Annotated in this window: 17 protein-coding genes; 9 read left to right on the top strand and 8 right to left on the bottom strand. The window is 74.5% G+C overall.

Translation table 11 applies throughout. The features are described 5' to 3' along the window. The first annotated feature begins 185 nt into the window (after positions 1-185). Positions 186-875, top strand: coding sequence for an HAD family hydrolase (locus ACFYZB_RS00725; RefSeq protein WP_388752606.1), 690 nt, complete (start codon positions 186-188; stop codon positions 873-875). 181 nt (positions 876-1,056) lie between these two features. Continuing rightward, on the top strand, positions 1,057-1,725 hold the full coding sequence (locus tag ACFYZB_RS00720; RefSeq protein ID WP_388752603.1) for a TetR/AcrR family transcriptional regulator: 669 nt from the start codon (positions 1,057-1,059) through the stop codon (positions 1,723-1,725). 33 nt (positions 1,726-1,758) lie between these two features. On the opposite strand, the gene ACFYZB_RS00715 is transcribed toward ACFYZB_RS00720, so the two are convergent. Next, entirely contained in the window at positions 1,759-2,358 is a 600-nt protein-coding gene (locus ACFYZB_RS00715; protein WP_388752601.1) for a DUF6214 family protein, read from the bottom strand. Positions 2,359-2,563: 205 nt separating this feature from the next. Between ACFYZB_RS00715 and ACFYZB_RS00710 the strand changes: the two genes are divergently transcribed. Next, the gene (locus ACFYZB_RS00710) at positions 2,564-3,898 is read left to right on the top strand and encodes an FAD-dependent oxidoreductase (protein WP_388752598.1); all 1,335 of its coding nucleotides are present in this window, start codon (positions 2,564-2,566) and stop codon (positions 3,896-3,898) included. Here ACFYZB_RS00710 and ACFYZB_RS00705 read toward each other — a convergent pair. Continuing rightward, the gene (locus tag ACFYZB_RS00705) at positions 3,895-4,416 is read right to left on the bottom strand and encodes a GNAT family N-acetyltransferase (RefSeq protein ID WP_388752596.1); all 522 of its coding nucleotides are present in this window, start codon (positions 4,414-4,416) and stop codon (positions 3,895-3,897) included. The two genes, ACFYZB_RS00710 and ACFYZB_RS00705, sit on opposite strands and share 4 nt — an antisense overlap. Before the next feature lie 154 nt (positions 4,417-4,570). On the opposite strand from ACFYZB_RS00705, the gene ACFYZB_RS00700 reads away from it, so the two are divergent. Next, positions 4,571-5,962 carry a nucleobase:cation symporter-2 family protein gene (locus tag ACFYZB_RS00700; RefSeq protein ID WP_388752595.1) on the top strand — a complete coding sequence of 464 codons (1,392 nt, stop codon included), beginning with the start codon at positions 4,571-4,573 and terminating at the stop codon, positions 5,960-5,962. On the opposite strand, the gene ACFYZB_RS00695 is transcribed toward ACFYZB_RS00700, so the two are convergent. Then, entirely contained in the window at positions 5,879-6,235 is a 357-nt protein-coding gene (locus ACFYZB_RS00695; protein WP_388752593.1) for an ArsR/SmtB family transcription factor, read from the bottom strand. The two genes, ACFYZB_RS00700 and ACFYZB_RS00695, sit on opposite strands and share 84 nt — an antisense overlap. A gap of 132 nt (positions 6,236-6,367) precedes the next feature. Between ACFYZB_RS00695 and ACFYZB_RS00690 the strand changes: the two genes are divergently transcribed. Continuing rightward, positions 6,368-7,447 (top strand): NADH:flavin oxidoreductase/NADH oxidase, encoded by a 1,080-nt coding sequence (locus ACFYZB_RS00690; protein WP_388752590.1) that lies wholly within the window; start codon positions 6,368-6,370, stop codon positions 7,445-7,447. 55 nt (positions 7,448-7,502) lie between these two features. Here the strand turns inward: ACFYZB_RS00690 and ACFYZB_RS00685 are convergent, their stop codons facing one another. Both ACFYZB_RS00685 and ACFYZB_RS00680 read right to left on the bottom strand, forming a co-directional pair. Next, complete coding sequence (locus ACFYZB_RS00685; RefSeq protein WP_388752588.1) at positions 7,503-11,837, bottom strand: HAD-IC family P-type ATPase; 4,335 nt, start codon at positions 11,835-11,837, stop codon at positions 7,503-7,505. 8 nt (positions 11,838-11,845) lie between these two features. Continuing rightward, positions 11,846-12,628: a hypothetical protein gene (locus ACFYZB_RS00680; RefSeq protein ID WP_388752586.1), complete on the bottom strand. Its 783-nt coding sequence runs from the start codon at positions 12,626-12,628 to the stop codon at positions 11,846-11,848. Positions 12,629-12,987: 359 nt separating this feature from the next. Between ACFYZB_RS00680 and ACFYZB_RS00675 the strand changes: the two genes are divergently transcribed. Beyond that, a complete protein-coding gene (locus ACFYZB_RS00675; protein WP_388752583.1) occupies positions 12,988-15,228 on the top strand; it encodes a DEAD/DEAH box helicase in 2,241 nt (746 codons plus the stop codon). 43 nt (positions 15,229-15,271) lie between these two features. Here the strand turns inward: ACFYZB_RS00675 and ACFYZB_RS00670 are convergent, their stop codons facing one another. Both ACFYZB_RS00670 and ACFYZB_RS00665 read right to left on the bottom strand, forming a co-directional pair. Beyond that, on the bottom strand, positions 15,272-15,682 hold the full coding sequence (locus tag ACFYZB_RS00670) for a DUF6221 family protein (RefSeq protein ID WP_388752581.1): 411 nt from the start codon (positions 15,680-15,682) through the stop codon (positions 15,272-15,274). Continuing rightward, positions 15,679-16,437, bottom strand: coding sequence for a PaaX family transcriptional regulator C-terminal domain-containing protein (locus ACFYZB_RS00665; protein WP_388752578.1), 759 nt, complete (start codon positions 16,435-16,437; stop codon positions 15,679-15,681). Before ACFYZB_RS00665 ends, ACFYZB_RS00670 begins: the two co-directional genes overlap by 4 nt. Positions 16,438-16,508: 71 nt before the next feature. Here ACFYZB_RS00665 and ACFYZB_RS00660 point away from each other — a divergent pair, with 71 nt between their 5' ends. Further along, positions 16,509-18,200 carry a DNA alkylation response protein gene (locus tag ACFYZB_RS00660; RefSeq protein WP_388752576.1) on the top strand — a complete coding sequence of 564 codons (1,692 nt, stop codon included), beginning with the start codon at positions 16,509-16,511 and terminating at the stop codon, positions 18,198-18,200. 167 nt (positions 18,201-18,367) lie between these two features. Further along, complete coding sequence (locus tag ACFYZB_RS00655) at positions 18,368-20,416, top strand: HEAT repeat domain-containing protein (protein WP_388752574.1); 2,049 nt, start codon at positions 18,368-18,370, stop codon at positions 20,414-20,416. A gap of 255 nt (positions 20,417-20,671) precedes the next feature. Here the strand turns inward: ACFYZB_RS00655 and ACFYZB_RS00650 are convergent, their stop codons facing one another. Next, positions 20,672-21,262: a hypothetical protein gene (locus ACFYZB_RS00650; protein ID WP_388752572.1), complete on the bottom strand. Its 591-nt coding sequence runs from the start codon at positions 21,260-21,262 to the stop codon at positions 20,672-20,674. A gap of 287 nt (positions 21,263-21,549) precedes the next feature. Here ACFYZB_RS00650 and ACFYZB_RS00645 point away from each other — a divergent pair, with 287 nt between their 5' ends. Beyond that, positions 21,550-22,638, top strand: a complete 1,089-nt coding sequence (locus ACFYZB_RS00645) for an exo-alpha-sialidase (protein WP_351205326.1) — start codon at positions 21,550-21,552, stop codon at positions 22,636-22,638. Positions 22,639-22,697 lie beyond the last annotated feature (59 nt).

Below are 22,697 nucleotides of genomic sequence, written 5' to 3'. Positions count from 1 at the left end.
GGACCCCGTGGACTCGGCTCGTTACGCGGCCTCCCGTCCGATCACGCCATGACGGCCCCCGTCAGCGGCCCCCGTCAGCGGCTCCCGGACCCAGTCGGCCGGCACCCGGAAGGGTTGCGCATGGGCGTGGCCGCGGCCCGGTCACACCGAGATCGCCCGACACCGGCACGGATAGGGTCGGGCGCATGACTGCCGTGTTGTTCGACTTCTCCGGGACGCTCTTCCGCGTCGAGTCCACCGAGTCCTGGCTGCGCGCCGTACTGGCCGAGACGGGGCACATCCTGCCCGAACCGGAACTGAAGGCCTCCGCGAGGGCGTTGGAGGCGGCCGGTGCGCTGCCGGGCGGGGCGAATCCGGTGGAGCTGCCGACGGACCTGGCCGGGGTCTGGGCGGTACGGGACGAGAGCGCCGAACTGCACCGGGCCGCGTACACGGGTCTGTCCCGGCAGGTGACGCTGCCCGACCCCGGGCTGCACGACGCGCTGTACGAACGGCACAAGAGCCCGGCCGCCTGGGCCCCGTACCCGGACGCCGCCGAGGTGCTGCGCACGCTGCACGAGCGGGGGATCGGCGTGGGCGTGGTCAGCAACATCGGCTGGGATCTGCGCCCGGTGTTCCGCGAGCACGGGCTCGACCGGTATGTGGACGCGTACGTCCTGTCGTACGAGCACGGCGTGCAGAAGCCGGACCCGCGACTGTTCTCGGTCGCCTGTGCGGCACTGGGTGCCGATCCGCGGCAGGTGCTGATGGTGGGCGACAGCAAGGAGGCCGACGGTGGCGCGGCCGCGCTCGGCTGCCGGGTGCACTTCGTCGACCACCTGCCGGTGACGGACCGGCCCGACGCGCTGCTGCCCGTGCTGGATCTCGTCGGCTGAGGCCGGCGCCGCCCGCCGACGGGCGCGGCGCCGGCGAAACCCTCGCTCCCACGCCGTCCGTCTGAGACGATCCCCCGCGTCGCCCCAGACGGACGGCAGCCCTGGACCGGGCCCCGCGCATGGCGGTGCCCGCTGCGGTGAGTATAGTTGGCTGGCAGCCAGTCAACGCAGGAGTTACAGGATGTCCCCGCGCAGCGCCTCGGTCAATGAAGAGTTGCGGCGGCGTTCCCGGGAGCGGCTGTTGCAGGCCGCCGTGGAACTGGTCGACGAGCACGGCTTCGAGGCCACCACGCTGGGCGACATCGCGGACCGGGCCGGTTCCGCCCGTGGTCTGGTGTCGTACTACTTCCCGGGCAAGCGCCAGCTGGTGCAGTCCGCCGTACACCGGCTGATGCACCGCACGCTGGAGGAGGCCCTGGAGCGGGAACCGCGCACCGAGGACGGCCGGGAGCGCCTCGCCCGGGCCATCGACGCGATCCTGGGCCTGGCCCGTGACCGGCCGGTGCTGATGCGCCAGCACATGGCGGGCCTGCTCCACGCCGAGGGGTTCGTGGCGTGCCCGGAGCAGCGCCGGCTGGCGGAGCTGCTCACCGACACCGTCGCCCGGTACGGATCCCAGGACGTCGCCGCCGACTACCCGATGCTGCGGGCCCTGTTGATGGGGGCCGTGTATGCGGCGCTGATCCCCGGGGTGTCGATGCCCGTTCCGGTGCTGCGGGCCGAACTGTTCCGGCGGTACGGGCTCGACTGGGAGTCGGGGGTGCCGCCGGAGAGTGAGAGGGGCAGGGAGGCGCGGGAGCGGGATCTGTCCCGGTTCTTCGCGACGGAGGAGCGCCCGTGCAGTCCCTGACGGACGCGTGAGCCGTCACGGCGGCGACTCGCCTCAGTCGCGTCGGGCGTGACGCGGTGTCAGGAATCCGGCGTCCCGTGCCTGGGCGATCAGTCTGAGGGCGCGGCGACGGCTGTGTCCGGTCGCGCTCATCACGGCGAGCACCGGGTCGGCGCCCCCCTCCTGTGCGGCGCGGTACTCCTGCGCGACCATCCGACGGCCCTCGATGCCGCGCGGCCAGACCGGACGGGCGCGCCGCGGGCCCGCGCAGAACGCGCTCCCCTCCTCCTCGCCCGCATCCTCGTCACCCACGTCGTCACGATGCTCCACATCGCACTCTTCCGCGTCACCCCCGCCTCCGTCGCCGGCCTCCGGTTCGCCCTCCGCCGGCCGGCCGTCGCCCTCCCCCTCGTACGGCCGCTCCGCGGGCACCCCGCACGCCTCGAACAGCGGGGCCTCGATCCAGTCCGCGAGCGCCGTCAGGTCGGCGAGGGACAGGGCCGGCTCGGCCGTGACGTCCTCGATGGACACGCGTCCCTCGCGCACGACGGCCAGGGCGTCGACGCGCGCGCCGTCCGGAAAGGCCAGCCGTACGTAGAACCAGGTCGTGGCGTCGCCCTGCTCCCGCACCTCCCACGCGGGCCACACGGACACCGCGCCGTCCTCCGCGTTCCGGTCGGAAAGGTGAAGAAAGGATGCTTCGAGCACACACGCAACGTACTCGCGCGATCACATTCCATACGACCGGACACGCGTCGCAGTCACCCCCCCGGCCCCTGACGCCGGGCGCCTCGGAGTGCCATGCTGGAGCCGTCCGCACACCCCTCCTTCGTCACTCCGTCGTCCGAGGAGTACCGCTGTGCTGCGTGTCGCCGTCGTCGGTTCGGGGCCGAGCGGGTGTTACACCGCCCAGACCCTGGTTCAGCAGGATCCCGAGGTGTGCGTGGACGTGCTGGACCGGCTGCCGTGCCCGTACGGCCTGGTCCGGTACGGCGTCGCCCCGGACCACGAGAAGATCAAGTCGCTGCAGGGCAGCCTGCGGACGGTGCTGGAGCACGAGCGGGTGCGGTTCCTCGGCGGGGTCCGGGTGGGCGGCCCCGGCGGGCTGCCCGTGGAGCGGCTGCGGGAGCTGTACCACGCGGTGGTGTACTGCGTGGGCGCCGCCACCGACCGCCGGCTCGGGATTCCGGGCGAGGAGTTGCCGGGCAGCTGGTCGGCGACCGACTTCGTGGCCTGGTACAGCGCGCATCCGGACGCGGCCGACGCGGGTTTCCTGCGCAGGGTGCGGTCGGCCGTCGTCATCGGCGTGGGCAATGTGGCGGTGGACGTCACGCGGATGCTGGTCCGGGGTGCCGCGGAGCTGCGCCCGACGGACATGCCGCAGGGGGCGCTGGACACGCTGGCGGCGAGCGGGATCACCGAGGTGTACATGATGGGCCGGCGCGGCCCCTCACAGGCCCGCTTCACCACCAAGGAGCTGCGCGAGCTGGGCGCGCTGCCCGGCACCGAAGTCACCGTCGATCCGGCCGACCTGGCGCTGGACGCGGCCGACCCCGCCGCTCTGCCGGCCGCAGCGCGGCGCAATCTGGAGGTGCTGCGCGGCTGGGCCGCCCGGTCCTCGGCCGACGCCGCACGGCGCATCGGCCTGCGGTTCTTCCTGCGGCCCGTGGAGCTGCTCGCGGACTCCGGCCGGGTGGGTGCGGTGCGCTTCGAGCGGACGGCGCCGGACGGGCGGGGCGGGGTCACGGGCACGGGCCGGTTCACGGACGTGCCGGCCCAGTTGGTGCTGCGCTCGGTGGGCTATCGCGGAGTGCCGCTGGACGGGCTGCCGTTCGACGCGCCGAGCGGCACGGTGCCGAACGCGGCGGGGCGTGTCGTACGCGAGGGTGTCCCGTCCCCCGGGGAGTACGTCGCCGGGTGGATCAAGCGCGGTCCGACGGGTGTCATCGGCACCAACCGGCCCTGCGCCAAGGAGACGGTGACCTCCCTGCTCGCGGACGCTCCGGCGCTGCGGCGCCGGCAGGTGCCCCAGGACCCGGTGCCCGCACTGCGCACGGCCGGGCTCGAACCCGTGACGTGGGCGGGGTGGCTGGCGATCGAGCGGGCCGAGGCCGAGCTGGGCGCGCGGCTCGGGCGGGGCGTGGTCAAGCTGGCCGACTGGGACGCGCTGCTCACCGCGGCCCGGTCGGCCTAGACGAGTTGTTCCAAAGGTCGGGTCAGTTGCTTGTGCATGACGATGCAGGGGCGGCCGTGCTGTCTGTCGGCACGACGGTCGATCTCCCGCCAGCCCAGTGAGCTCCAGAAGACGAGGGCGGCGGGGTTGCTCTCCAGGACGGCGAGACGGATGCCGTCCCGGTCCTCGCTGCGGAACCGCTCCTCAACCAGGTTGGCCAGCAATCGGCCGATGCCCCTGCGGTGAAAGTTGCCGTGCACCATCAGCAGCCCGATCCAGGGCTGGCCATCTGTTGGGTGACGGTCAAGCAGGCACAGTAGCCCGACGAGTTGCCTCCGCGCATCCCGGGCGAGCAGTACCTCGCAGCCCTCAGTACCGGATTCCTCCCGCAGATCGGCTTCGACCCGGTCGGCCTGGATGTTCTCGGGGTCGTACTCGCCGGCGGCGCGCAGGTACTCCGGGTTGCTCGTGTAGAGGTCGACCACCTCGGCGATCTCCTGCGGAGCGAAGCGAAGCGGTGAAAGGGAGAGGGCAGCCATGCAGGCAGAGTAGTCAGCCCCGCCGGACGTGGCTGAACACGAGGGGGGCATGACACACAGCGGCAACGGACCGGAAATCAACAAACTGTTCAAACAGCTTACGGTCTCGTCCTGTTCGGATGTCACTCCCCGCTCGCTCCCTGCTGGAGACCCCATGGCCACCACCACAGACGTCCATCCCGTCGACGAGATACCACCGGCACGGCAGTTGGCGGCCTTCGGGCTGCAGCACGTGCTCGCGATGTACGCGGGCGCGGTCGCCGTACCGCTGATCGTGGGCGGCGCCATGAAGCTGTCGCCCGCCGACCTGGCGTATCTGATCACCGCCGACCTGCTGGTGTGCGGGCTCGCCACGCTGATCCAGTGCGTCGGTCTCTGGCGGTTCGGCGTCCGGCTGCCGATCATGCAGGGCTGTACGTTCGCTGCGGTGTCGCCGATGGTGCTCATCGGGACGACGGGCGGCGGACTGCCCGCGATCTACGGCTCGGTGATCGTCGCGGGTCTGGCGATCATGCTGCTCGCGCCGGTCTTCGGCAGGCTGTTGCGTTTCTTCCCGCCGCTGGTGACCGGCACGGTGATCCTGATCATCGGGGTCTCGCTGCTGCCGGTCGCGGGCAACTGGGCGGCGGGCGGCGCCGGTGCGAAGGACTTCGGGGAGCCGAAGAACCTGGCGCTGGCGGCCTTCGTGCTGGCGGTGGTGCTGGCCGTGCAGCGGTTCGCGCCCGCCGCCCTCGGCCGGATCGCCGTCCTGATCGGGATCGCGGTGGGCCTGGCGGTCGCGGTGCCGTTGGGGTTCGCCGACTTCAGCGGAGTCTCCGGCGCCGACTGGGTGGGCATCAGCACGCCGTTCCACTTCGGGGTGCCGCAGTTCAGGGCGTCCGCGATCGTGTCCATGCTCGTGGTGGCGCTCGTGACGATGACGGAGACGACGGGCGACCTGATCGCCGTGGGTGAGCTGACCGGCCGGAGGGTCGAGCCGCGCTCGCTCGCCGACGGGCTGCGCGCGGACGGTCTGTCGACGGTGCTGGGCGGGGTGTTCAACACCTTCCCGTACACGGCGTACGCACAGAACGTGGGCCTGGTCGGGATGACCCGGGTGCGCAGCCGCTGGGTGGTGGCGGCGGCCGGCGGAATCCTGGTACTGCTCGGTCTGCTGCCGAAGCTGGGTGCGGTGGTCGCGGCGATCCCGGCGCCGGTGCTGGGCGGTGCCGGACTGGTCATGTTCGGCACGGTCGCGGCGAGCGGGCTGCGGACGCTGGCCCGGGTCGACTTCCGGGGCAACCACAACCTGACCGTGGTGGCCGTGTCGGTGGCGGTCGGCATGCTGCCGGTGGGGGTGCCGACGGTCTACGAGAAGTTCCCGGACTGGTTCCAGACGGTGATGAACAGCGGGATCAGCGCGGGCTGCGTGTCCGCGATCGCACTGAACCTGCTCTTCAACCACATTCCGGGCAAGGCGGGTTCAGGCGCCGCCGCCGAGGCGGACGGACTGCCGGTCCGCGGCGGCGAGGAGACTGTCCAGCAGTCCCGGGAAGAGGCCGTCTAGGTCGTCCCGGCGCAGTCCGTTCATCTTGGCCGTGCCCCGGTAGATCTGCCGGATGACCCCGCTCTCGCGCAGCACCCGGAAGTGGTGCGTGGTGGTGGACTTGGTCACCGGCAGTTCGAACTGCGAGCAGGTCAACTCTGCTTCCCTGGCGGCCAGTTCGCACACGATCTGCAGCCGCATGGGGTCGGAGAGCGCGTGCAGCACCGCCTCCAGGCGGATCTCCCCCCGCTCCGGATGCGGCAGCGCACGGCCGGCGGGGGCGGTGTCGGTCACGGTGGCTGCCCTTCGTCGTGGAACTGCTCGACCACGAGCATTGTACGAGAGGCGTCGTAGTTTGACATCTCTCGTAGTACGAGGAGTATCGTACGAGTCGACCAAGGGGTCCCGTGACGAACGGAGTCTGACGTGAGCGCCCTCTTCGAGAGCATCACCCTGCGCGACGTGACCATCCCGAACCGGGTGTGGATGCCCCCGATGTGTCAGTACTCGGCCGAGCCGGAGGGTCCGCTCGCCGGGGCCCCGCACGACTGGCACTTCGCGCACTACGCGGCGCGCGCGACGGGCGGCACCGGTCTCATCGTCGTGGAGGCCACCGCGGTCTCGCCGGAGGGCCGGATCTCCCCCTACGACCTCGGCCTGTGGAACGACACGCAGGCGGAGGCCTTCCGCCGGATCACCCGCTTCCTCACCGCCCAGGGCACGGTCCCGGGCATCCAGCTCGGCCACGGCGGCCGCAAGGCCTCCACCGACCAGCCCTGGAAGGGCGGCGCTCCCCTCGGACCGGAGGCACGCGGCTGGCGGCCGGTGGCCCCGAGCGCGCTGCCGTTCGACGAGCGCCACCCCGTGCCCGCCGAGCTGAGCGTCGATCAGATACGGGAGATCGTCGGCCAGTTCGCCGCGGCGGCCCGGCGGGCACTCGCCGCCGGCTTCGAGATCGCCGAGATCCACGGCGCCCACGGTTATCTGATCAACGAGTTCCTCTCCCCGCACTCCAACCACCGCACCGACGCCTACGGCGGCTCGTACGAGAACCGCACCCGGTTCGCCCTCGAGGTCGTGGACGCCGTACGCGAGGTGTGGCCCGAGGACAAGCCGCTGTTCTTCCGCATCTCGGCCACCGACTGGCTGCAGGACGGCGGCTGGACCACGGAGGACACCGTCCGCTTCGCCCACGACCTGCACGCCCACGGCGTCGACCTGCTCGACGTGTCCACCGGTGGCAACGCCTCCGGCGTGGACATCCCGACCGGGCCCGGCTACCAGGTGCCGTTCGCCGCCCGGGTGAGGGCCGAGACCCCGCTGCGCGTGGCCGCCGTGGGCCTGATCACCGAGGCCGGGCAGGCCGAGAAGATCGTGACGAACGGCGAGGCCGACGCCGTCCTGCTCGGCCGCGAACTGCTGCGCAACCCGTCCTGGGCCCGGCACGCGGCCCGTGAGCTGGGCGGCGAGGTCCGGGTGCCGGACCCGTACCACCGCTCGGTCTGACCTCCGGGCCTGAGCCGGCTCGCCGGCTCGGCACGTCGCGTTCCTCCGGCGTCCGTCAGTCCGGCAGGAGCCGGCCGAGCGTCTCCTCCAGGCGGGGCAGTACCATCTGTCCCGCCTGGGCCAGCGCGATCGCCGCCAGGACCCCGCCCCAGGCGACCGGGCCCAGCGGGGTGCACCCGACGGCGTGGCTGACGCCCGGGATCTGCACCGCCGCGACCAGCGCCACGGCGGACCCCAGGCAGGTGATCTGCACCAGTCGGCTCTCGCGCCGGTCCAGCCAGGTCTGCACCAGCTGGGTGCCGACCACCCCGCACAGCGCCATCGTGCTGGAGCGGCGCGCGCTGCCGGGCGTGAAGCGGCCGATCAACCAGGCCGTCACCGCGCCCAGGGTGGTGGTGAGCGCCCGGTGCCGGATCTGCCGCAGCAGGGGCGCGCCCAGGACGGCGGAGGCGTCCTCCGGCGAGCCGCCGCGGGCGCGTACGGTGCCGGGCCTGTCGTCCTCCGGCGATGCGGCGCGCTCCGGTGCCGGCCCGTCCTCCTTCTCCGTCACCGCCACCGCCATCGACGGGAACAGGTCGGTGAAGAGGTTCACCATGAGCATCTGCCGGGTGGACAGCGGTGCCCGGCCGGACAGCAGCGTGCCGAGGATGCCGAAACCGACCTCGCCCGCGTTGCCGCCGATCAGGATGGCGATGGCGTCGGCCACGCTGTGCCACAGCGCCCGGCCCTCGCCCACCGCGTCGATCAGGACCGTCAGATCGCCGTCGGTGAGGACGATGTCGGCGGCGTTGCGCGCGGCGGCCGAACCGCGCGCGCTGATCCCCACGCCGATGTCGGCCGCGCGGATGGCCGCGGCGTCGTTGGCGCCGTCGCCGACCATGCCGACGACCCGGCCCGCGTCCCGCAGCGCCTCCACGACCTGGAGCTTCTGCTCGGGCGCCACCCGCGCCACCACGCCCGCGTCCCGCAGCATGCGGGCCCTTTCCGCCCGGTCCGCCGCCGCCAGCTCGTCGCCGGTGACCACCACGGTGTCCTCGGGCCAGCCCAGCTCGGCCGCGATGGCCCGCGCGGTCTGCGGATGGTCCCCGGTGAGCATGACCGGTCGTACGCCGGCCTCGAGCAGCCCCGCCACCAGCGCCGTGGAGGTCTCGCGCGGTACGTCGGACAGGGCGAGCAGCCCGGTGAACTCCAGCTCCCCCAGCGGCTGTTCGAGAACGTCGGCCTCCTGCTCGGCCGCGCCGAGGCGCCGTTCGGCCACCGCCAGCACCCTCAGGCCGTCCCGCGCCAGCGCCTGGGCCGCCCCGGAGACGTGTTCCGGCAGCCCGGCGCAGGCGGGCAGCACGGTCTCCGGGGCGCCCTTGACCACGAGCACCGGCGGTCCGTCCCCGCTCCGGCCGACGGCGGCGGCGTATCCGCGTGCCGCCTCGAAGGGCAGGTCCGCCAGTTGGGTCCACTCCGGGTCGGGACCGGCCGCCGCCAGCACGGCCTCGTCGGTGGCGTGCACCGGCTGCTCGGAGTCGCCGTCGACGCGTGGGCAGGCGCGGGCGGCCGCCCGGACGGTGCCCGCGGAGCCGGCGTCGTCCACCGGGCGCACCGTGCCGTCGGCGTCGGAGGTGCGCACCAGCCGCAGCCGGTTCTCGGTGAGGGTGCCGGTCTTGTCGAAGCAGAAGGTGTCCATGCGGCCCAGCGCCTCCAGGGTGCGCGGGGTGCGGACGAGGACGCCGTCACGGCTCAGCCGCCGGGCGGCCGCGAGCTGCGCGACCGTGGCCACGAGCGGCAGGCCCTCCGGTACGGCGGCCACGCCCACCGCGACGCCACCGCTGACCGCGTCCCGGATGGCGGTGCCGCGCGCCAGCGCCAGACCCGTGACCGCGGCACCGCCCGCCAGGGTCAACGGCAGTGCCTTGCGGGTGAGTTCCTGCAGCCGGGCCTGCACACCGCCGGCCGGGGGCGTACGCGCGGCCAGGTGGACGGCGCGGGCGGCCTCCGTGTGGTCACCGATGTCGACCACCACGGCGCGGGCCTGGCCCGCCACCACGGTCGTACCCTCGAAGACCATGCAGCGCCGGTCGGCGACCGCGGCGTGCGGGGTCGGGTCCGTCTGCTTCTCCACCGGCAGCGACTCGCCGGTCAGGGCCGACTCGTCGACCTCCAGGCCCTCCTGCCACAGCAGCCGGGCGTCGGCGGGCACCACGTCGTCCGCCTTCATGTGGATCACGTCGCCCGGATGCAGCTTGCCCGCCTCCACGGTGCGCGTGCCGCCGGCCGGCGCCTCGGTCTCCGGCGGGACGAGGCGCGCCTGCTGCTTCTGCTCCGCGAGCAGCCCGGAGAGCGCCCGTTCGGCACGCATCCGCTGGACGCCGCCGAGCAGGGCGTTCAGGTCGAGGGCCCCGACGACGAGCAGGGCGTCCACGACCGAGCCGAGGAGCGCCGACGCCGCCGAGCCGACCGCGAGGACCGGGGTGAGCGGGTCGTGGAGTTCGCCGCGTACGGCCCGCCCGAGCCGGTAGATCCAGCGCGCGGGCGCGGCGGCCGGGTGCCCGAGGACACCGGATGCGGCCCTGCGCGCGCGGGCGGTCAGCGTCTCGAACGCGCCGCCCTCGGCGGCCGGTTCGTGCTCCAGCCGTTTCCTGGCCTGCTCGGGGTCCAGCTCGTGCCAGTGCACGCGCGGGTGCGGGTGCGGGGGCCGGGCCGCCGCCACGCCGAGCGCGGCCCGCGCCCCGGAGAGCAGGGCCGACACGGCGGCGGCGTCGACAGGGGCGTGTCGCAGCCCCGGCAGCGCGGCGAGCCGTCCGCGGCCACCGCGCGACTCGCCGACGGCCACGAGCAGCCCGGACAGCGCGGCGCCGGAACGGGCCAGGGTCTGGGCATGCCCGCCGACCGTGCGGGCGGCAGGGATCGCGGTCAGCACCCGCCATACGTCGGGCAGCCCGTTCAGGGCGAGGAGGTCCGCGCCCCAAACGACTGCGCCGTCGTGGTCGGTGAGGGCGAGGGCGATGTCGGCGCAGCGCAGCCCGTCCAGCACGTCGCGTTCGTCGGCGTTGCGCACCCGGGCGACGGCGAGCACCGCTCCGGTGTCGCCGCGCGCCTGGTACACCACGTCGTCCAGCGGCCGGCGGGCGTCGACGACCTGGTCGGCGAGGCCGGTGAAGTCCTCCAGGGCGGGGTCGTCCACGAGCACCACGCGCAGCCGCGCCCGGCGGGCCGCGTCGAGCACCGGTTCGGCCCACGGATCGGCCTCGCCCTTGTCGGTGCGCAGTGCGCTGGGGTGCAGGACGACCGTGCCGGCCATCTCCAGCCGGCGCAGCCGGTCCGGGTCGCGGACCAGGACCCCGGTACGGGCGAGCGCGGCGCTCAGCAGCGCGTGGAAGGCGGCGGGGCCGTACCGGGCGGCCTTCGGCGAGCCGGCGAGGACCGCCTCCGCCGCCTCGGCGACGTCGTGTTTGACCAGCAGGGTGGCCGCGGCACCCAGCACACTGCCCGCGGAGGCGTGCTCGGCGTACTCCTGGGCCGGGGACTCCCTGAGCGGCGGGCGGGGGGCGCCGTCCTCGGGGAGACTGACCCGCCCGGGCGCGCACAGTTGGTCGTGCACCGTGTCGAAGGCGGCGGCACGGGCCACCGTCTCGGCCACCTGGCAGGCCCGCAGGGCGCCGTCGAGGACGAGGGAGGTGGGGGTCTGTCCGGCCCCGTGCACCACGGCGTTCGCGGAGGCCAGCAGGAGGTCCATGTGAGTGTCCCCGAGCCGGGCGCGCAGCCAGGCGCGAAAGCGCGGGTTCTCCCGCAGCAGCGTCACCACCGCGGTCGCCAGGCGCGGCGAGGGCGGCAGCCGGAGCGCGTACGCGGCGACCGCGACGCCGATGCCCACCGTGTCGGCGGCGAGCGTGGCCACGGCCGCGCGCACCCCGGCCGGGTCGGCCGGATGCGTGGTCTCGTCGACGTCCGCCGCGGCCAGGAGCAGTCCGTGCCGCTCGGCCAGTTCGGAGGCGTGATCCATGATCTGGTCGGTGGCCTCCTCCTCGGTCGCGGTCACCACCAGACGCGCGAGCCCTTGGTCCCAGTACGCGACGAGTACGTCGGGCCGCTCGGCCAGGGTCTCGGCCACCCGGCGCGCCAGATGCGCCGTGCCGCCCGCGCGCCGCACGTGGTCCTCCTCCACCGGCCGCAGGGCGAGGTGGGCGCGGGCGCCGGCCCGCCAGTGGTCACCGGCGCCGGGCAGGGCGTTGCGCGCGACCCGCGCCACCCGTACGGCGGCGTCCGCGCCGCGCACTCCGGCACGCGCCGTTCCCGCGGCGGCACCGGCGGCCACTCCGACCACCGGCGACAGCAGCCGCGGTGCGGCGGGCAGCAGCCGGGTGGCCGCCGAGGGCACCGTCAGCAGTCGGAGCACCATGGCCCTCCTCAGAGCGTGGTGCGGTCGGGCCGCGCCGTGGGTTCGAAAGGCCCGGTGGACGGGTTGCCCACCGCACTCTCGGCGCCGTGGGTGGTTCGCGCGCCGCCGGGGGTCTTCCTGCTTCCGGCCGTCCTGGCGCTGCCGGTCGCCCCGGTGCCGCCCGTTGTGTGGCGGCTGCGGGATGCCGTGGCGCTGCCGGTCGTCTTGGATTCGCCGGATGTGCGGCCGGTCCGCGATGCCGTCGCGCCGCCGGGAGTCCCGGTGCCGCCCGCTCTACGGCTGCTTGTGCGTGTCCCGGTGCTGCCGGGGGTCCTGCTCCCTGCGGAAGCCTCGGCGGCGCCGGCGGCCTCGACCCCGGCCTCCGCGGCGCCGGCGTCCCAGGCTTCGCCGGGGCTCTCGGCTCCCCCGCCGCCCTCCGCCGCGCCCGTACCGCGGGCGTCCCGGCCCCGGCCGCCATGGCCGGACCTGAGGGCTGCGGTGCCGAGGTCATGGGCGGGTTCGGGACACTGCCCGGCCCCGCCGTCCGCCGGATGCGGTGGGCGGGGCTGGGTGAGCCAGGCCACGGCCGCGCCGGTGAGGGCCACGGGCCACTCCACCACGCCCGCGGCGCCGAGCACTCCGGCGCCCGCGTACACCGCGATGCGCCGTCCGCGGGGCGAGACAGCGCCGACCTTGTCCAGGGTTCCCTCCGCGGCCCTGCTCACCATCCCGGCGCTGGGCACCCTGCGCAGGACCGAGGCCGCGCCGCGCAGCGGCGCCGTGAGGGCCGACGACGACTTCTGCTCAGCCATGACTCTCCTCGGGTGAGATCTTGCGTGCCCACCGAGTGCCCGCCACCGCGCTGGTCATCCCCGCATCTCCCCCGGGGGTGCCCACTTCCCAGGGAACGCCTCGCACCGCGCCCGCGCCACCCGCCCCGCGCGAACGCCCCGCCCCAAAGCGCCCGGCCGCCGCCGTGGAACAGCCCCGCGGGCACCGCCGAGACGAGGATCCGGCAGCCCTCGGAGTCGAGGTGCAGTCAGTCCCCCGCCTGGAGCGCGGGCGGCACTCGCCGCGGGCGGCGGCCCCTGCCCCTGTCGCCGCTCGCCCGCTCCACCGGGGCTCCACCGGGTCTCCCCCGGATGGAAGGATGGCGCGTCAGGGAGGGCGGATGGGGCGCAGGGAGCGGGAGGCGGTCGCGGAGGCGGACCGGCTGTACGAGGCCGCACGGACACTGGCCGATGATCACGGCAGGGCCGTCGAGGCGGTCCGCGCGGCGCTGAAGCCGATCCAGGACGCGGCGGTGGAGCAGGCGCTCGACGCCATACCCGTGATCCGGCTGCAGGACGCCACGGACGGACGGTTGCGGCTGGGCAGTGTCGACCGGAGCGGACTGCGTACGGTCCGGCAGGTGCTCGAAGCCGGCCCCTACCGGCTGCGGCAGATCCCCGGAGTGGGTCAGCGCACCGCGGACCAGATCGTCGCGGCCGCACGGCAGCTGTCCGACGCCGTGCACGACACCGTCGCCGTGCACATCGACGTCGACCGGCCGGAGCCACGGACCACCGCACTGGTCATGGCCCTGCACGTCCTGGTGGAGGCGGGGCCCGAGGCACGGCGCGCGGTCGGCACCGCCGCCGAGCTGACGCAGCGGTTCGCGCCCGCGCTGGCCGACGCCCGGCCCGCCGCAGGACGGCTGAGCATGCTGACGGTCTCACGGGCCAGGAGGGCCCGCGCGCTGCAGGCCGCCGAGGAGCTGCGCGCGCTGGTGGCGGAGGCGGTCGAGGCCGGTACCCCCGAGGCGCTCGCGCAGGCGTCGGTGGACCTGTTGCGGGGGACGTCGAGCGACCTCGCGGCGTGGGTGGACTTCGAACTGCGCTCCGCCGAGTACTACGGCCTGCTCGCCGAGATCTCCGGGCGCGCTCCGGACACGGCCGCCGCCGAGGGGTTCCTGCCCGACGGCATCGCCGAGCGGGTGCGGGGCCAGCAGCTCGACGAGTCCCGGCTGCGCGTGTCGCTCCGCGGCTACCAGGCGTTCGGCGCCCGGTTCGCCCTGGCGCAGCGCAAGGTGATCCTCGGCGACGAGATGGGGCTCGGCAAGACCGTCCAGGCCATGGCCGCGCTGACGCATCTGGCCGCCGAAGGGCACAGCCACTTCATGGTGGTCTGCCCGGCGAGCGTCCTGGTGAACTGGACCCGGGAGATCGAGTCCCGCACCTCGCTCGCCGTCACGCCCCTGCACGGGCCGGACCGGCACGACGCGTTCGCCTGCTGGAAGGGGCGGGGCGGCGTCGCCGTGACGACCTTCGACGCCCTGCGCGGCTTTCCGGTACCCGGCGGGGGCGAGATCGGGATGCTGGTGGTGGACGAGGCGCACTGGGTGAAGAACCCCGAGGCCCTGCGCTCCCGGGCCGCGGCCCAGTGGGCCGGCCGCTGCGACCGGGTCCTGTTCATGACGGGCACGCCGATGGAGAACCGGGTCGCCGAGTTCCGCAACCTGGTCCGGATGCTCGACCAGGACGTTGCCGAGCGCATCGGCGACGGTGCCGGGCTCCCCGGCTCCGTGGCCTTCCGCAAGGCGGTCGCCCCGGTCTACCTGCGCCGCAACCAGGTGGACGTCCTCGCCGAACTGCCCGCCCTCCAGCACACGGACGAGTGGGAGGAACCGAGCGCCTCGGACGAGGAGGCGTACCGCGAGGCGGTGAGTTCCGGCAACTTCATGGCGATGCGCCAGGCCGCGTACGCCCGCCCGGAGAAGTCCGCGCAGCTGGTCCGGCTCCGCGAGATCGTGCAGGAGGCGGGCGAGAACGGGCTGAAGGTGGTGGTGTTCTCCAATTTCCGGGACGTCCTGGGCGCGGTGAAGGACGCGCTCGGCGCCGGGTCGGGGGCCGGCGGTGCCGTGGTCGGCCCGCTCACCGGGAGCGTGCCGCCCGAACGGCGCCAGTTGCTCGTCGACGAGTTCACGGCCGTGTCCGGTCCGGCGGTACTGCTGGCGCAGATCCAGGCGGCGGGCGTGGGGCTCAACCTCCAGGCCGCTTCCGTCGTGATCATCTGCGAACCCCAGATCAAGCCCACCGTCGAACAGCAGGCGGTGGCCCGGGCCCACCGCATGGGCCAGGTACGGCCGGTCCGGGTGCACCGCCTGCTGGCTCCGGGCGGCGTGGACGAGCGGATGGTGGAGATGCTGCGCAGGAAGGTCCGCCTGTTCGACGCCTACGCCCGCCGCAGCGCGGTGGCGGAGTCGACCCCGGACGCCGTCGACGTGTCGGACACCGAGATGGCGCGCCGTATCGTCGCCGAGGAACAGAGCCGTCTGGGTTTCGGAACCGGCCGTGCCGACGGCGGATCCGGCGGTGTCCCGGCCGGACTCCCCGGTGCCGGGACCGGCGAGGCGGCCGGCGGCGCTCCTTGACGACAGGCCCGAGGGCCCGCGATCGAGGTCGCCCGACGGCGGTCTAAGGGCGCCAGGAGTCGTCGTATCCGGGATGGCCGGCGTACGGCACGGCGAGCAGGCGCAGCGTGGTGCACGGCGAACGTGGACACGCTGCTTCGCGGCACGTGCGGCACGTGCCGTCGTCCCGCATGCGGTGCTCCTCCAACAGCGCCCGCTTCGCCTGGAGTTCGCGCAGCACCTGGGCCGGATCGTGCCGGGCCACGTGGGTGAGCAGCGGCACGGGGTCCTCGGCGCCGAACTGCACCATGGGCGTGTGCGTGGTCCCGCCGTCCCAGGATGTGAGCACCTGCTCGATCTCGTCGGCCATGACGCCCCAGACCGCGCCGGGCGCACCGGTGATCGCGTCCCGGGCCACCCGTTCCTCCTCCTGGAACCGGGCGTGCAGGAACCGTTCGAGGGTCACGGCGGTCATGCGGCACGGTCCCTGTGCCCCACCGACGCGGCCAGCTCCCGCTGATAGCCGGCGTACGCCGCGCGCAGGGCCTCGCCCGGCCAGTCGGCGGGCAGGAGCCCGGGAGGCAGGACAGGGTCGGTGAGCAGGTGACGTACGGCCGCCGCGTAGGCGGTGAGGCGGTCCGCCGGGGTCCTGGCGGCCGCCGCGTGGGCGAGCAGGGTCCGTGCGGTGGCCGCCCAGGCGTCCAGCGGCCAGAGCCGGGCGACCAGATCGTGCGCGGGCTCGTCGGGCCGCGCGGTGTACGTCCGGGCGACGGAGCCCAGCAGATCCGGCAGGGCACGGCCGAGGTTGGCCGGGCGCAGCCATACGCCCTCGCGCAGTTCCGCCAGGCGCAGGGCGGTCAACCGGGCGCGCAGCTCGGCGCGTTCGGCGGGGCCGCGGCCGGTCGCCGTGATGACCACCATCTCCCAGTCGCCGTGCCACGCGCGCGTGCCGGGCCGCAGCGCCTCGTCCTGCCGCCGCTGGCGCGCCAAGAGCCGGTCGCTGAGCCGGTAGACGGCGTCGGTGCGGCGCAGGTCCCCCGCGGTCACCATCCGGCTGAGCGCGGCCCGCAGCGTGGAGCCGCCGACACCGAACGGCTCCACCAGCCGGACCAGGTCCTTCACCGGCAGCTCCGCCGGGTGCGCGCCGAGGAGCAGGCTCAGTACGACCGACCGCGCGGACAGCGGCCGCAGGCCTGCCTCCTCCGGCTCGGGCGAGACGTTCATGGGCATGGACACGTACTGTACGTGCACCTTCTTGTTGCAGTATTGCTACGACCGCAGCGAGAGTGCAACATGCTCCCATGGTCTCGATTCCCGCGCAGTCGCCTGCGCAGCCGCAGTCGCCGTTCCAGGCCCAGCCGCAGTACGCCACGCACGAGGTCACCAACCAGGCCCCGCCCTCGGCCCCGTACGACGCTTCCGACGATCCCGCCCTGCTGGAGGGGCTGCGCCGGGAGGGCGCCGGCTGGGCCGAGGACGACGTCCGGCGCCTGGGGGCGCGCGCCGGCAGCGCCGAGGCGCAGGAGTGGGGTGAGCTGGCGAACCGGCACGAGCCGGTGCTGCGCACCCACGACCGGTACGGCCACAGGGTCGACGAGGTGGAGTTCCATCCCAGCTGGCACCACCTGATGCGCACGGCCGTCGCCGAGGGCCTGGCCGGCGCCCCCTGGGCGGACGAGCGGCCCGGCGCCCATGTGGCCCGTACCGCGGGCGGGCTGGTGTGGGGGCACACGGAGGCCGGGCACGGCTGCCCGACGTCGATGACGTACGCCGCCGTACCGGCGCTGCGCGCACAGCCGGATCTGGCCAAGGTGTACGAACCGCTGCTCACCAGCCGGGAGTACGACCCCGAGCTGCGCGTGCCGACCGAGAAGCCGGGGCTGCTCGCGGGGATGGGCATGACGGAGAAGCAGGGCGGGTCGGACGTCCGGACGAACACCACCACGGCCACGCCCACCGGGGAGTCCGGTGTGTACACGCTGCGCGGACACAAGTGGTTCACGTCGGCGCCCATGTGCGACGTCTTCCTGGTCCTCGCACAGGCCCCCGGCGGGCTGTCGTGCTTCCTCGTACCGCGTGTGCTGCCGGACGGCAGCCGCAACACCTTCCGCATCCAGCGACTGAAGGACAAGCTGGGCAACCGGTCCAACGCGTCCTCGGAGCCGGAGTTCGACGGGACGGTGGCCTGGCTGGTCGGACCGGAGGGCCGCGGGGTGAAGACCATCATCGAGATGGTCAACTGCACCCGGCTGGACTGTGTGATGTCCTCGGCGGCCCTGATGCGCAAGACGCTGGTCGAGGCGGGGCATCACGCCCGGTACCGCAGCGCGTTCGGCGCCCGGCTGATCGAGCAGCCGCTGATGCGCAACGTCCTGGCCGACCTGGCGCTGGAGTCCGAGGCGGCGACGACGCTCACCCTGCGGCTGGCCGGCGCGGCGGACCGCGCGGTGCGCGGGGACGCCGGGGAGCGGGCCTTCCGGCGGATCGCCACCGCCGTGGGCAAGTACTGGGTCACCAAGCGCGGACCGGCGTTCACCGCCGAGGCCCTGGAGTGCCTGGGCGGCAACGGCTACGTCGAGGACTCCGGCATGCCGCGGCACTACCGGGAGGCCCCGCTGCTGTCGATCTGGGAGGGTTCGGGCAACGTCAACGCGCTCGACGTGCTGCGCGCCCTCGGCCGCGAACCGGACACCGCCGAGGCCCTGTTCGCCGAACTCGCCCTCGCGCGCGGGGCGGACGCCCGCCTGGATGCGGCGGTGGCCGCGCTCAAGGACCAGTTGGCCGAAACGGACCAGGTGGGCGCCCGCCGTCTGGTGGAGCGGATGGCGCTCGCCCTCCAGGCCTCCCTGCTGGTACGGCATGCCCCGCACCCGGTCGCGGACGCCTTCTGCGCGAGCCGGCTGGGCGGCGACTGGGGGCACGCGTTCGGCACGCTGCCCTCCGGCAGCGACCTCGACACGATCCTGGAGCGGGCCCTGCCCGGCCGGAACTGACCCCTCCCACCGGGCGCCGGTGTTCCTCCGGACGGGCAGGCGCGAGCGGCTGGAACCCTGGCCGGTGACAGCCGACGGATCGCACACAGTCAGTGCGCAACTCCGAACCGTTGTCAGTGCCGTGGTGCACACTCGCGATCAGGTGGCACTCGTCTGGGGAGGACAACGTGTTCACGGGGATCGACGAGGTCGACTGGGCCTCGCTGCACCATGCGTACGGCAGCGCGGAGGACGTGCCCGGCTGGTTACGGGCACTGGCGTCCGCGGACACCGCCGAGCGGGCGACCGCGCTCGACGGGATGTACGGCGCACTGCACCACGAGGGGTGTGTGTACGACTCGACGCTGGCCTGCGTCCCGTTCCTGTTCTCGCTCGTGACCCGCGAGGAGGTGCCGGACCGGGGCGGCATCGTGGAACTGCTGGTCGGCATCGGCGCGGAGGGCGCGGCCGGGGACCCGCGCGCACGGGACGCCGTGTGCGCGGGCGCCGAGGTGTTCGTCCGGCTCACCGGGGACCCCGACCCCACGGTTCGCCGGGCGTCCGCCTCGGCCCTCGTGCACTTCCTGGCCGCACCGGCCCGCGCCCTGGAGCTGTTACGGCAGCGGCTGCGGGCGGAGCGGGACGACCGGGTCCTGCTCGCCCTCCTGGAGGCGCTCGCCCTGTTCGTCCGCCGGCACCCCGCGCACGCCGACGCCGCGGTGGATCTCCTGGCCGAGCAGAGCGCGCCGCCCTACGCCCCGGGGCTGCGGCTCGCCGCACTCGGTCAGCTCGCGCTCGTCGCCCCCGCCCGGCTGCCCGCCGACCTGGTGCCGACGGCGATCCGGCTGCTCAGGGAGCGCTCCGCGCACCGCGTCCGGATCACCGAGCCCTGCGCCGCCGACTCTCTCGTCGGGCGCATACGGCGGCTGCGCCCGTCCGACGAGGAGGGCTCCCGGCTGCTGCACACCCTGCACACCGCGCTCGGCGACCGCGTGGACGACCGGATCGCGCTCCTCGGCGGGCAGTTGACCGGCCCGGACCCGGTGGACCGGTGCCATGGCGTGTGGATGGCGGCGGTACTGGTGCGCGGCTGGCGTGCCGACCACGCCGGCACGGTCCGGCTGCTCGGCGCCCAACTGGACGCGGAACAGGACTGGTTGCGGGACGCGGCGGTCACCGTGCTGGCGGAGCTGTTCGCGCTGGCCGAGCCCGCCGCGGACGACCTGTACGGGCTGGTGTGTGCCCGGCCCGACCTGTGGACACACCGCGTGGAACGCGGCTCCTCAACGCTGGGCGGCCCCCTCAAGGCCCTTGCCAGGAACGGCGATCCGCGCGCGGTCCCGGCCCTGGCCCACCTGCTGGCCGGCCCGGCCGCACCGGGGGACCTGGGGTTCGAGCTGGCCCACCTGGGCGCCGCCGCGGCCCCGCTCGCCCCGGCGGTGCGGCACCGGCTCGGCCGGATTCCGCCGGCCTCTCCCGACACCGCCCGGCTCGCCGCTCCGCTGCTGGCGGCGGTCGGCGCCATCGGGGACGAGGACGCCGTTCCGGAGGTCCTGCGGCTGCTGCCGGGCACTCCCGGCGGCGTGGGAGCGTGGGACGACGCGATCGCGGGTCAGGTCATCGCCACGCTCGAGGTGCTGGGCGCCACCGCGCGGGCGGTTCCGGCCCTCCGTGCGCTGCTGCACACCCGGCACGCCACCGCGGCGGCCGGCGCGCTCTGGTCGGCACAGCAGGACGCCTCCGTCGTACTCCCCGTCCTGCTGCGGGAGTTGACCCGGGGCGACCCTGAGAGCCGGCGCCTGGCCGCCGTTCAGCTCGGCCGGCTGGGTCCGGCGGCGCGCGCCGCGCTGCCCACGCTGCGCCGCATGGCACGGTCGCGGCTCGCGCGGGATCAGGTGCCGGCCGCGTGCGCGCTGTGGCGCATCACCGCGGATCCCGAGCCGGTCCTGCCGGTGCTCCGGGAGGCCTGGGCCCAGGACCCGCACACCCGTCGTACGATCGCCCGCTGCCTGACCGCGATGGGCCCGGCCGCCGCGCCACTACGGCCCCTGGCGGCGGCGGAACTGGCCGCTCCGCGGCGCCACTTGGCCCGATCGGGCGGAGGCGGCGGGCGGGGCATACCGGAGGACGAGGCGCTGCTGAGGGCGTGCCGGGAGGTGCTGGCGAGGTGTCGGCGGACTCAGAGCGGGCCCTCTCGGGATCGGCCGAGTCCGGGGCCGGAGCCGTCCGGCTCGTAGACGGCGACGCGGCGGCGGCCTCGGGACCGGCCGTGAGGAGAGGCACACGGCAGGGCCCCGCGTTCCGGCGCGACGGGACGGGTCGCCCGGGTGGTCGGGCTGGACACGCCCCGGGGAGCCGGCCGTGTGAGCTTGCCTCGATCCGGGCGACGATCACCCGGTCATGGCCATGCGCCCGAGAGGCAAGGACGTCGACGACCTCACAGGCAGCGCAGGTCCCGCGCTCCGAACGGGCGCCGGGCCGCTGGCCCGTGGTCAGACCATCCGTCCCCACTGCGGTCCGAGCCGTGCCCACTCCGCGTCCCAGGCGTGCATGCGGCGGCGCTCCAGACGGCCGCGCAGGGCGAGGCCGCCGACGAAGGGGACGGCCGCCGCGCTCACGCCCACCAGGCAGCCGATCAGGGTGCCCCGGAAGACGGCCTCGGAGGCGGAGGCGGGGCGGCTGACGAGCCGGCCCTGCGGGTCGGTCCAGACCGTGACCGGCGTGCCGGCCCTGCTTCCGGGGTCCACGCGGACCTGGCCGGTGTGGGCCGGGCCGCCCGCCACGGTCCAGCTCACCTTGGCCCAGACGCGTTCACCGGCTGCGGCGTGGCGGTGCCCGGGGGAGGTTCCCGGGGCCCGCCCCACCACGTGGGCCACGACGGGACGCCAGTCCGCCCGCTCCCTCGCCAGTCCGTGTTCCACCGACCCGGCCGCCACCAGGCCGGCCGAGATCCCCGCCAGGACGGTCAGCAGCCAGGCGCCGAGCAGGACCCAGGCCTCCACCACGTCGGCCCGGCGTTTCAGCGGGTTGCGCCGCCAGCGCCACAGCCACACCTTCGGACCACGGAACGCCTTCAAAGGCATCCTCCTCACGAGCGCACCGACCGGCCGGACCGCCCTCCCATACGCGGGAGATCGCTCCGCTGCTCACGACGAGCCGTCTCCCCGACGGTCGCACGAGACACGCCATTCGCGCAGGCGCATGCCGCAACGGGCCGGGCCGATCTTCGTCACAGGCCGATGACACCGCCGTGACCTGCGGGAACGTGCACAACGGGGGAGACTGTCAGTGGTGGGGTGCACACTGGCCGATAACCGACGACTACCTGTCTCACGACTGCCTGGACAAAGGCGTCCCGGAGGTGATCGGCATGACCGAGGTACTGCTGGCAGTAGGCACCCGCAAGGGCCTGTTCATCGGGCGTCGAAGGGGCGGCGGCGCCTGGGAGTTCGACGACAGTCCGTATTTCAACGCGCAGGCGGTCTACTCGGTCGCGATCGACACCCGGGAGGACCGGCCGCGGCTGCTCGCGGGCGGCGACAGCGCGCACTGGGGCCCGTCGGTCTTCCACTCCGACGACCTCGGCCGCACCTGGACCGAACCGCCGCAGCCTGCCGTCAAGTTCCCCAAGGACACCGGCGCCTCCCTGGAGCGCGTCTGGCAGCTGCACCCGGCCGCCGCCGAGCCCGGCGTGGTCTACGCGGGCACGGAACCGGCCGCGCTGTACCGCTCGGAGGACCGCGGCGAGAGCTTCGAGCTGGTCCGGCCGCTGTGGGAGCACCCGACGCGCTCGCAGTGGGTGCCGGGGGGCGGCGGTGAGGGCCTGCACACCGTGCTCACCGACGCCCGCGACCCCCGCGCGGTGACCGTGGCCGTCTCCACGGCCGGGGTGTTCCGCTCCACCGACGGCGGGGTGAGCTGGGCGCCGTCCAACTCCGGTGTGTCGGCGGTGTTCCTGCCGGACCCGAACCCCGAGTTCGGCCAGTGCGTGCACAAGATCGCCAAGGACGCGGGCGACCCGGACCGGCTGTATCTGCAGAACCACTGGGGGGTGTACCGGAGCGACGACGCCGGCGCGCACTGGACCGACATCGGCACGGATCTGCCCTCCACGTTCGGCTTCGCGGTGGCCGGCCATCCGCACCGGGCCGACACGGCGTACGTCTTCCCGATCAACGCCGACGCCGACCGGGTGCCCGCCGAGCACCGCTGCCGGGTCTTTCGCACCGCGGACGCGGGCCGGTCCTGGGAGCCGCTGGCCAAGGGCCTGCCGGAGGAGGATCACTACGGCACGGTGCTGCGGGACGCCCTGTGCACCGACGACGCCGACCCGGCGGGTGTCTACTTCGGAAACCGCAACGGCGAGGTGTTCGCCTCGTCCGACGACGGCGACAGCTGGCAGCAGCTGGCGGCGCATCTGCCGGACGTGCTCTGCGTGCGGGCGGCGGTGATCGGCTGACCGGGCGGGGCGGGCTGCCGGAGGGCGTCGCCGCCGGGCTTCGGCCATCGGTTGATCGC

It is taken from the genome of Streptomyces sp. NPDC001852, from assembly GCF_042891825.1.
Classification (GTDB): domain Bacteria; phylum Actinomycetota; class Actinomycetes; order Streptomycetales; family Streptomycetaceae; genus Streptomyces.
This window is presented reverse-complemented; position numbering and strand designations above follow the sequence as displayed.

What these genes read in the sequence shown, in the direction of transcription:
- ACFYZB_RS00650 (WP_388752572.1), bottom strand. Translation starts at nt 21,262, where the DNA reads ATGCCTTTGAAGGCGTTCCGTGGTCCGAAGGTGTGGCTGTGGCGCTGG.
- ACFYZB_RS00725 (WP_388752606.1), top strand. Translation starts at nt 186, where the DNA reads ATGACTGCCGTGTTGTTCGACTTCTCCGGGACGCTCTTCCGCGTCGAG.
- ACFYZB_RS00675 (WP_388752583.1), top strand. Translation starts at nt 12,988, where the DNA reads ATGGGGCGCAGGGAGCGGGAGGCGGTCGCGGAGGCGGACCGGCTGTAC.
- ACFYZB_RS00670 (WP_388752581.1), bottom strand. Translation starts at nt 15,682, where the DNA reads ATGACCGCCGTGACCCTCGAACGGTTCCTGCACGCCCGGTTCCAGGAG.
- ACFYZB_RS00720 (WP_388752603.1), top strand. Translation starts at nt 1,057, where the DNA reads ATGTCCCCGCGCAGCGCCTCGGTCAATGAAGAGTTGCGGCGGCGTTCC.
- ACFYZB_RS00660 (WP_388752576.1), top strand. Translation starts at nt 16,509, where the DNA reads ATGGTCTCGATTCCCGCGCAGTCGCCTGCGCAGCCGCAGTCGCCGTTC.
- ACFYZB_RS00680 (WP_388752586.1), bottom strand. Translation starts at nt 12,628, where the DNA reads ATGGCTGAGCAGAAGTCGTCGTCGGCCCTCACGGCGCCGCTGCGCGGC.
- ACFYZB_RS00685 (WP_388752588.1), bottom strand. Translation starts at nt 11,837, where the DNA reads ATGGTGCTCCGACTGCTGACGGTGCCCTCGGCGGCCACCCGGCTGCTG.
- ACFYZB_RS00705 (WP_388752596.1), bottom strand. Translation starts at nt 4,416, where the DNA reads ATGGCTGCCCTCTCCCTTTCACCGCTTCGCTTCGCTCCGCAGGAGATC.
- ACFYZB_RS00645 (WP_351205326.1), top strand. Translation starts at nt 21,550, where the DNA reads ATGACCGAGGTACTGCTGGCAGTAGGCACCCGCAAGGGCCTGTTCATC.
- ACFYZB_RS00665 (WP_388752578.1), bottom strand. Translation starts at nt 16,437, where the DNA reads ATGCCCATGAACGTCTCGCCCGAGCCGGAGGAGGCAGGCCTGCGGCCG.
- ACFYZB_RS00700 (WP_388752595.1), top strand. Translation starts at nt 4,571, where the DNA reads ATGGCCACCACCACAGACGTCCATCCCGTCGACGAGATACCACCGGCA.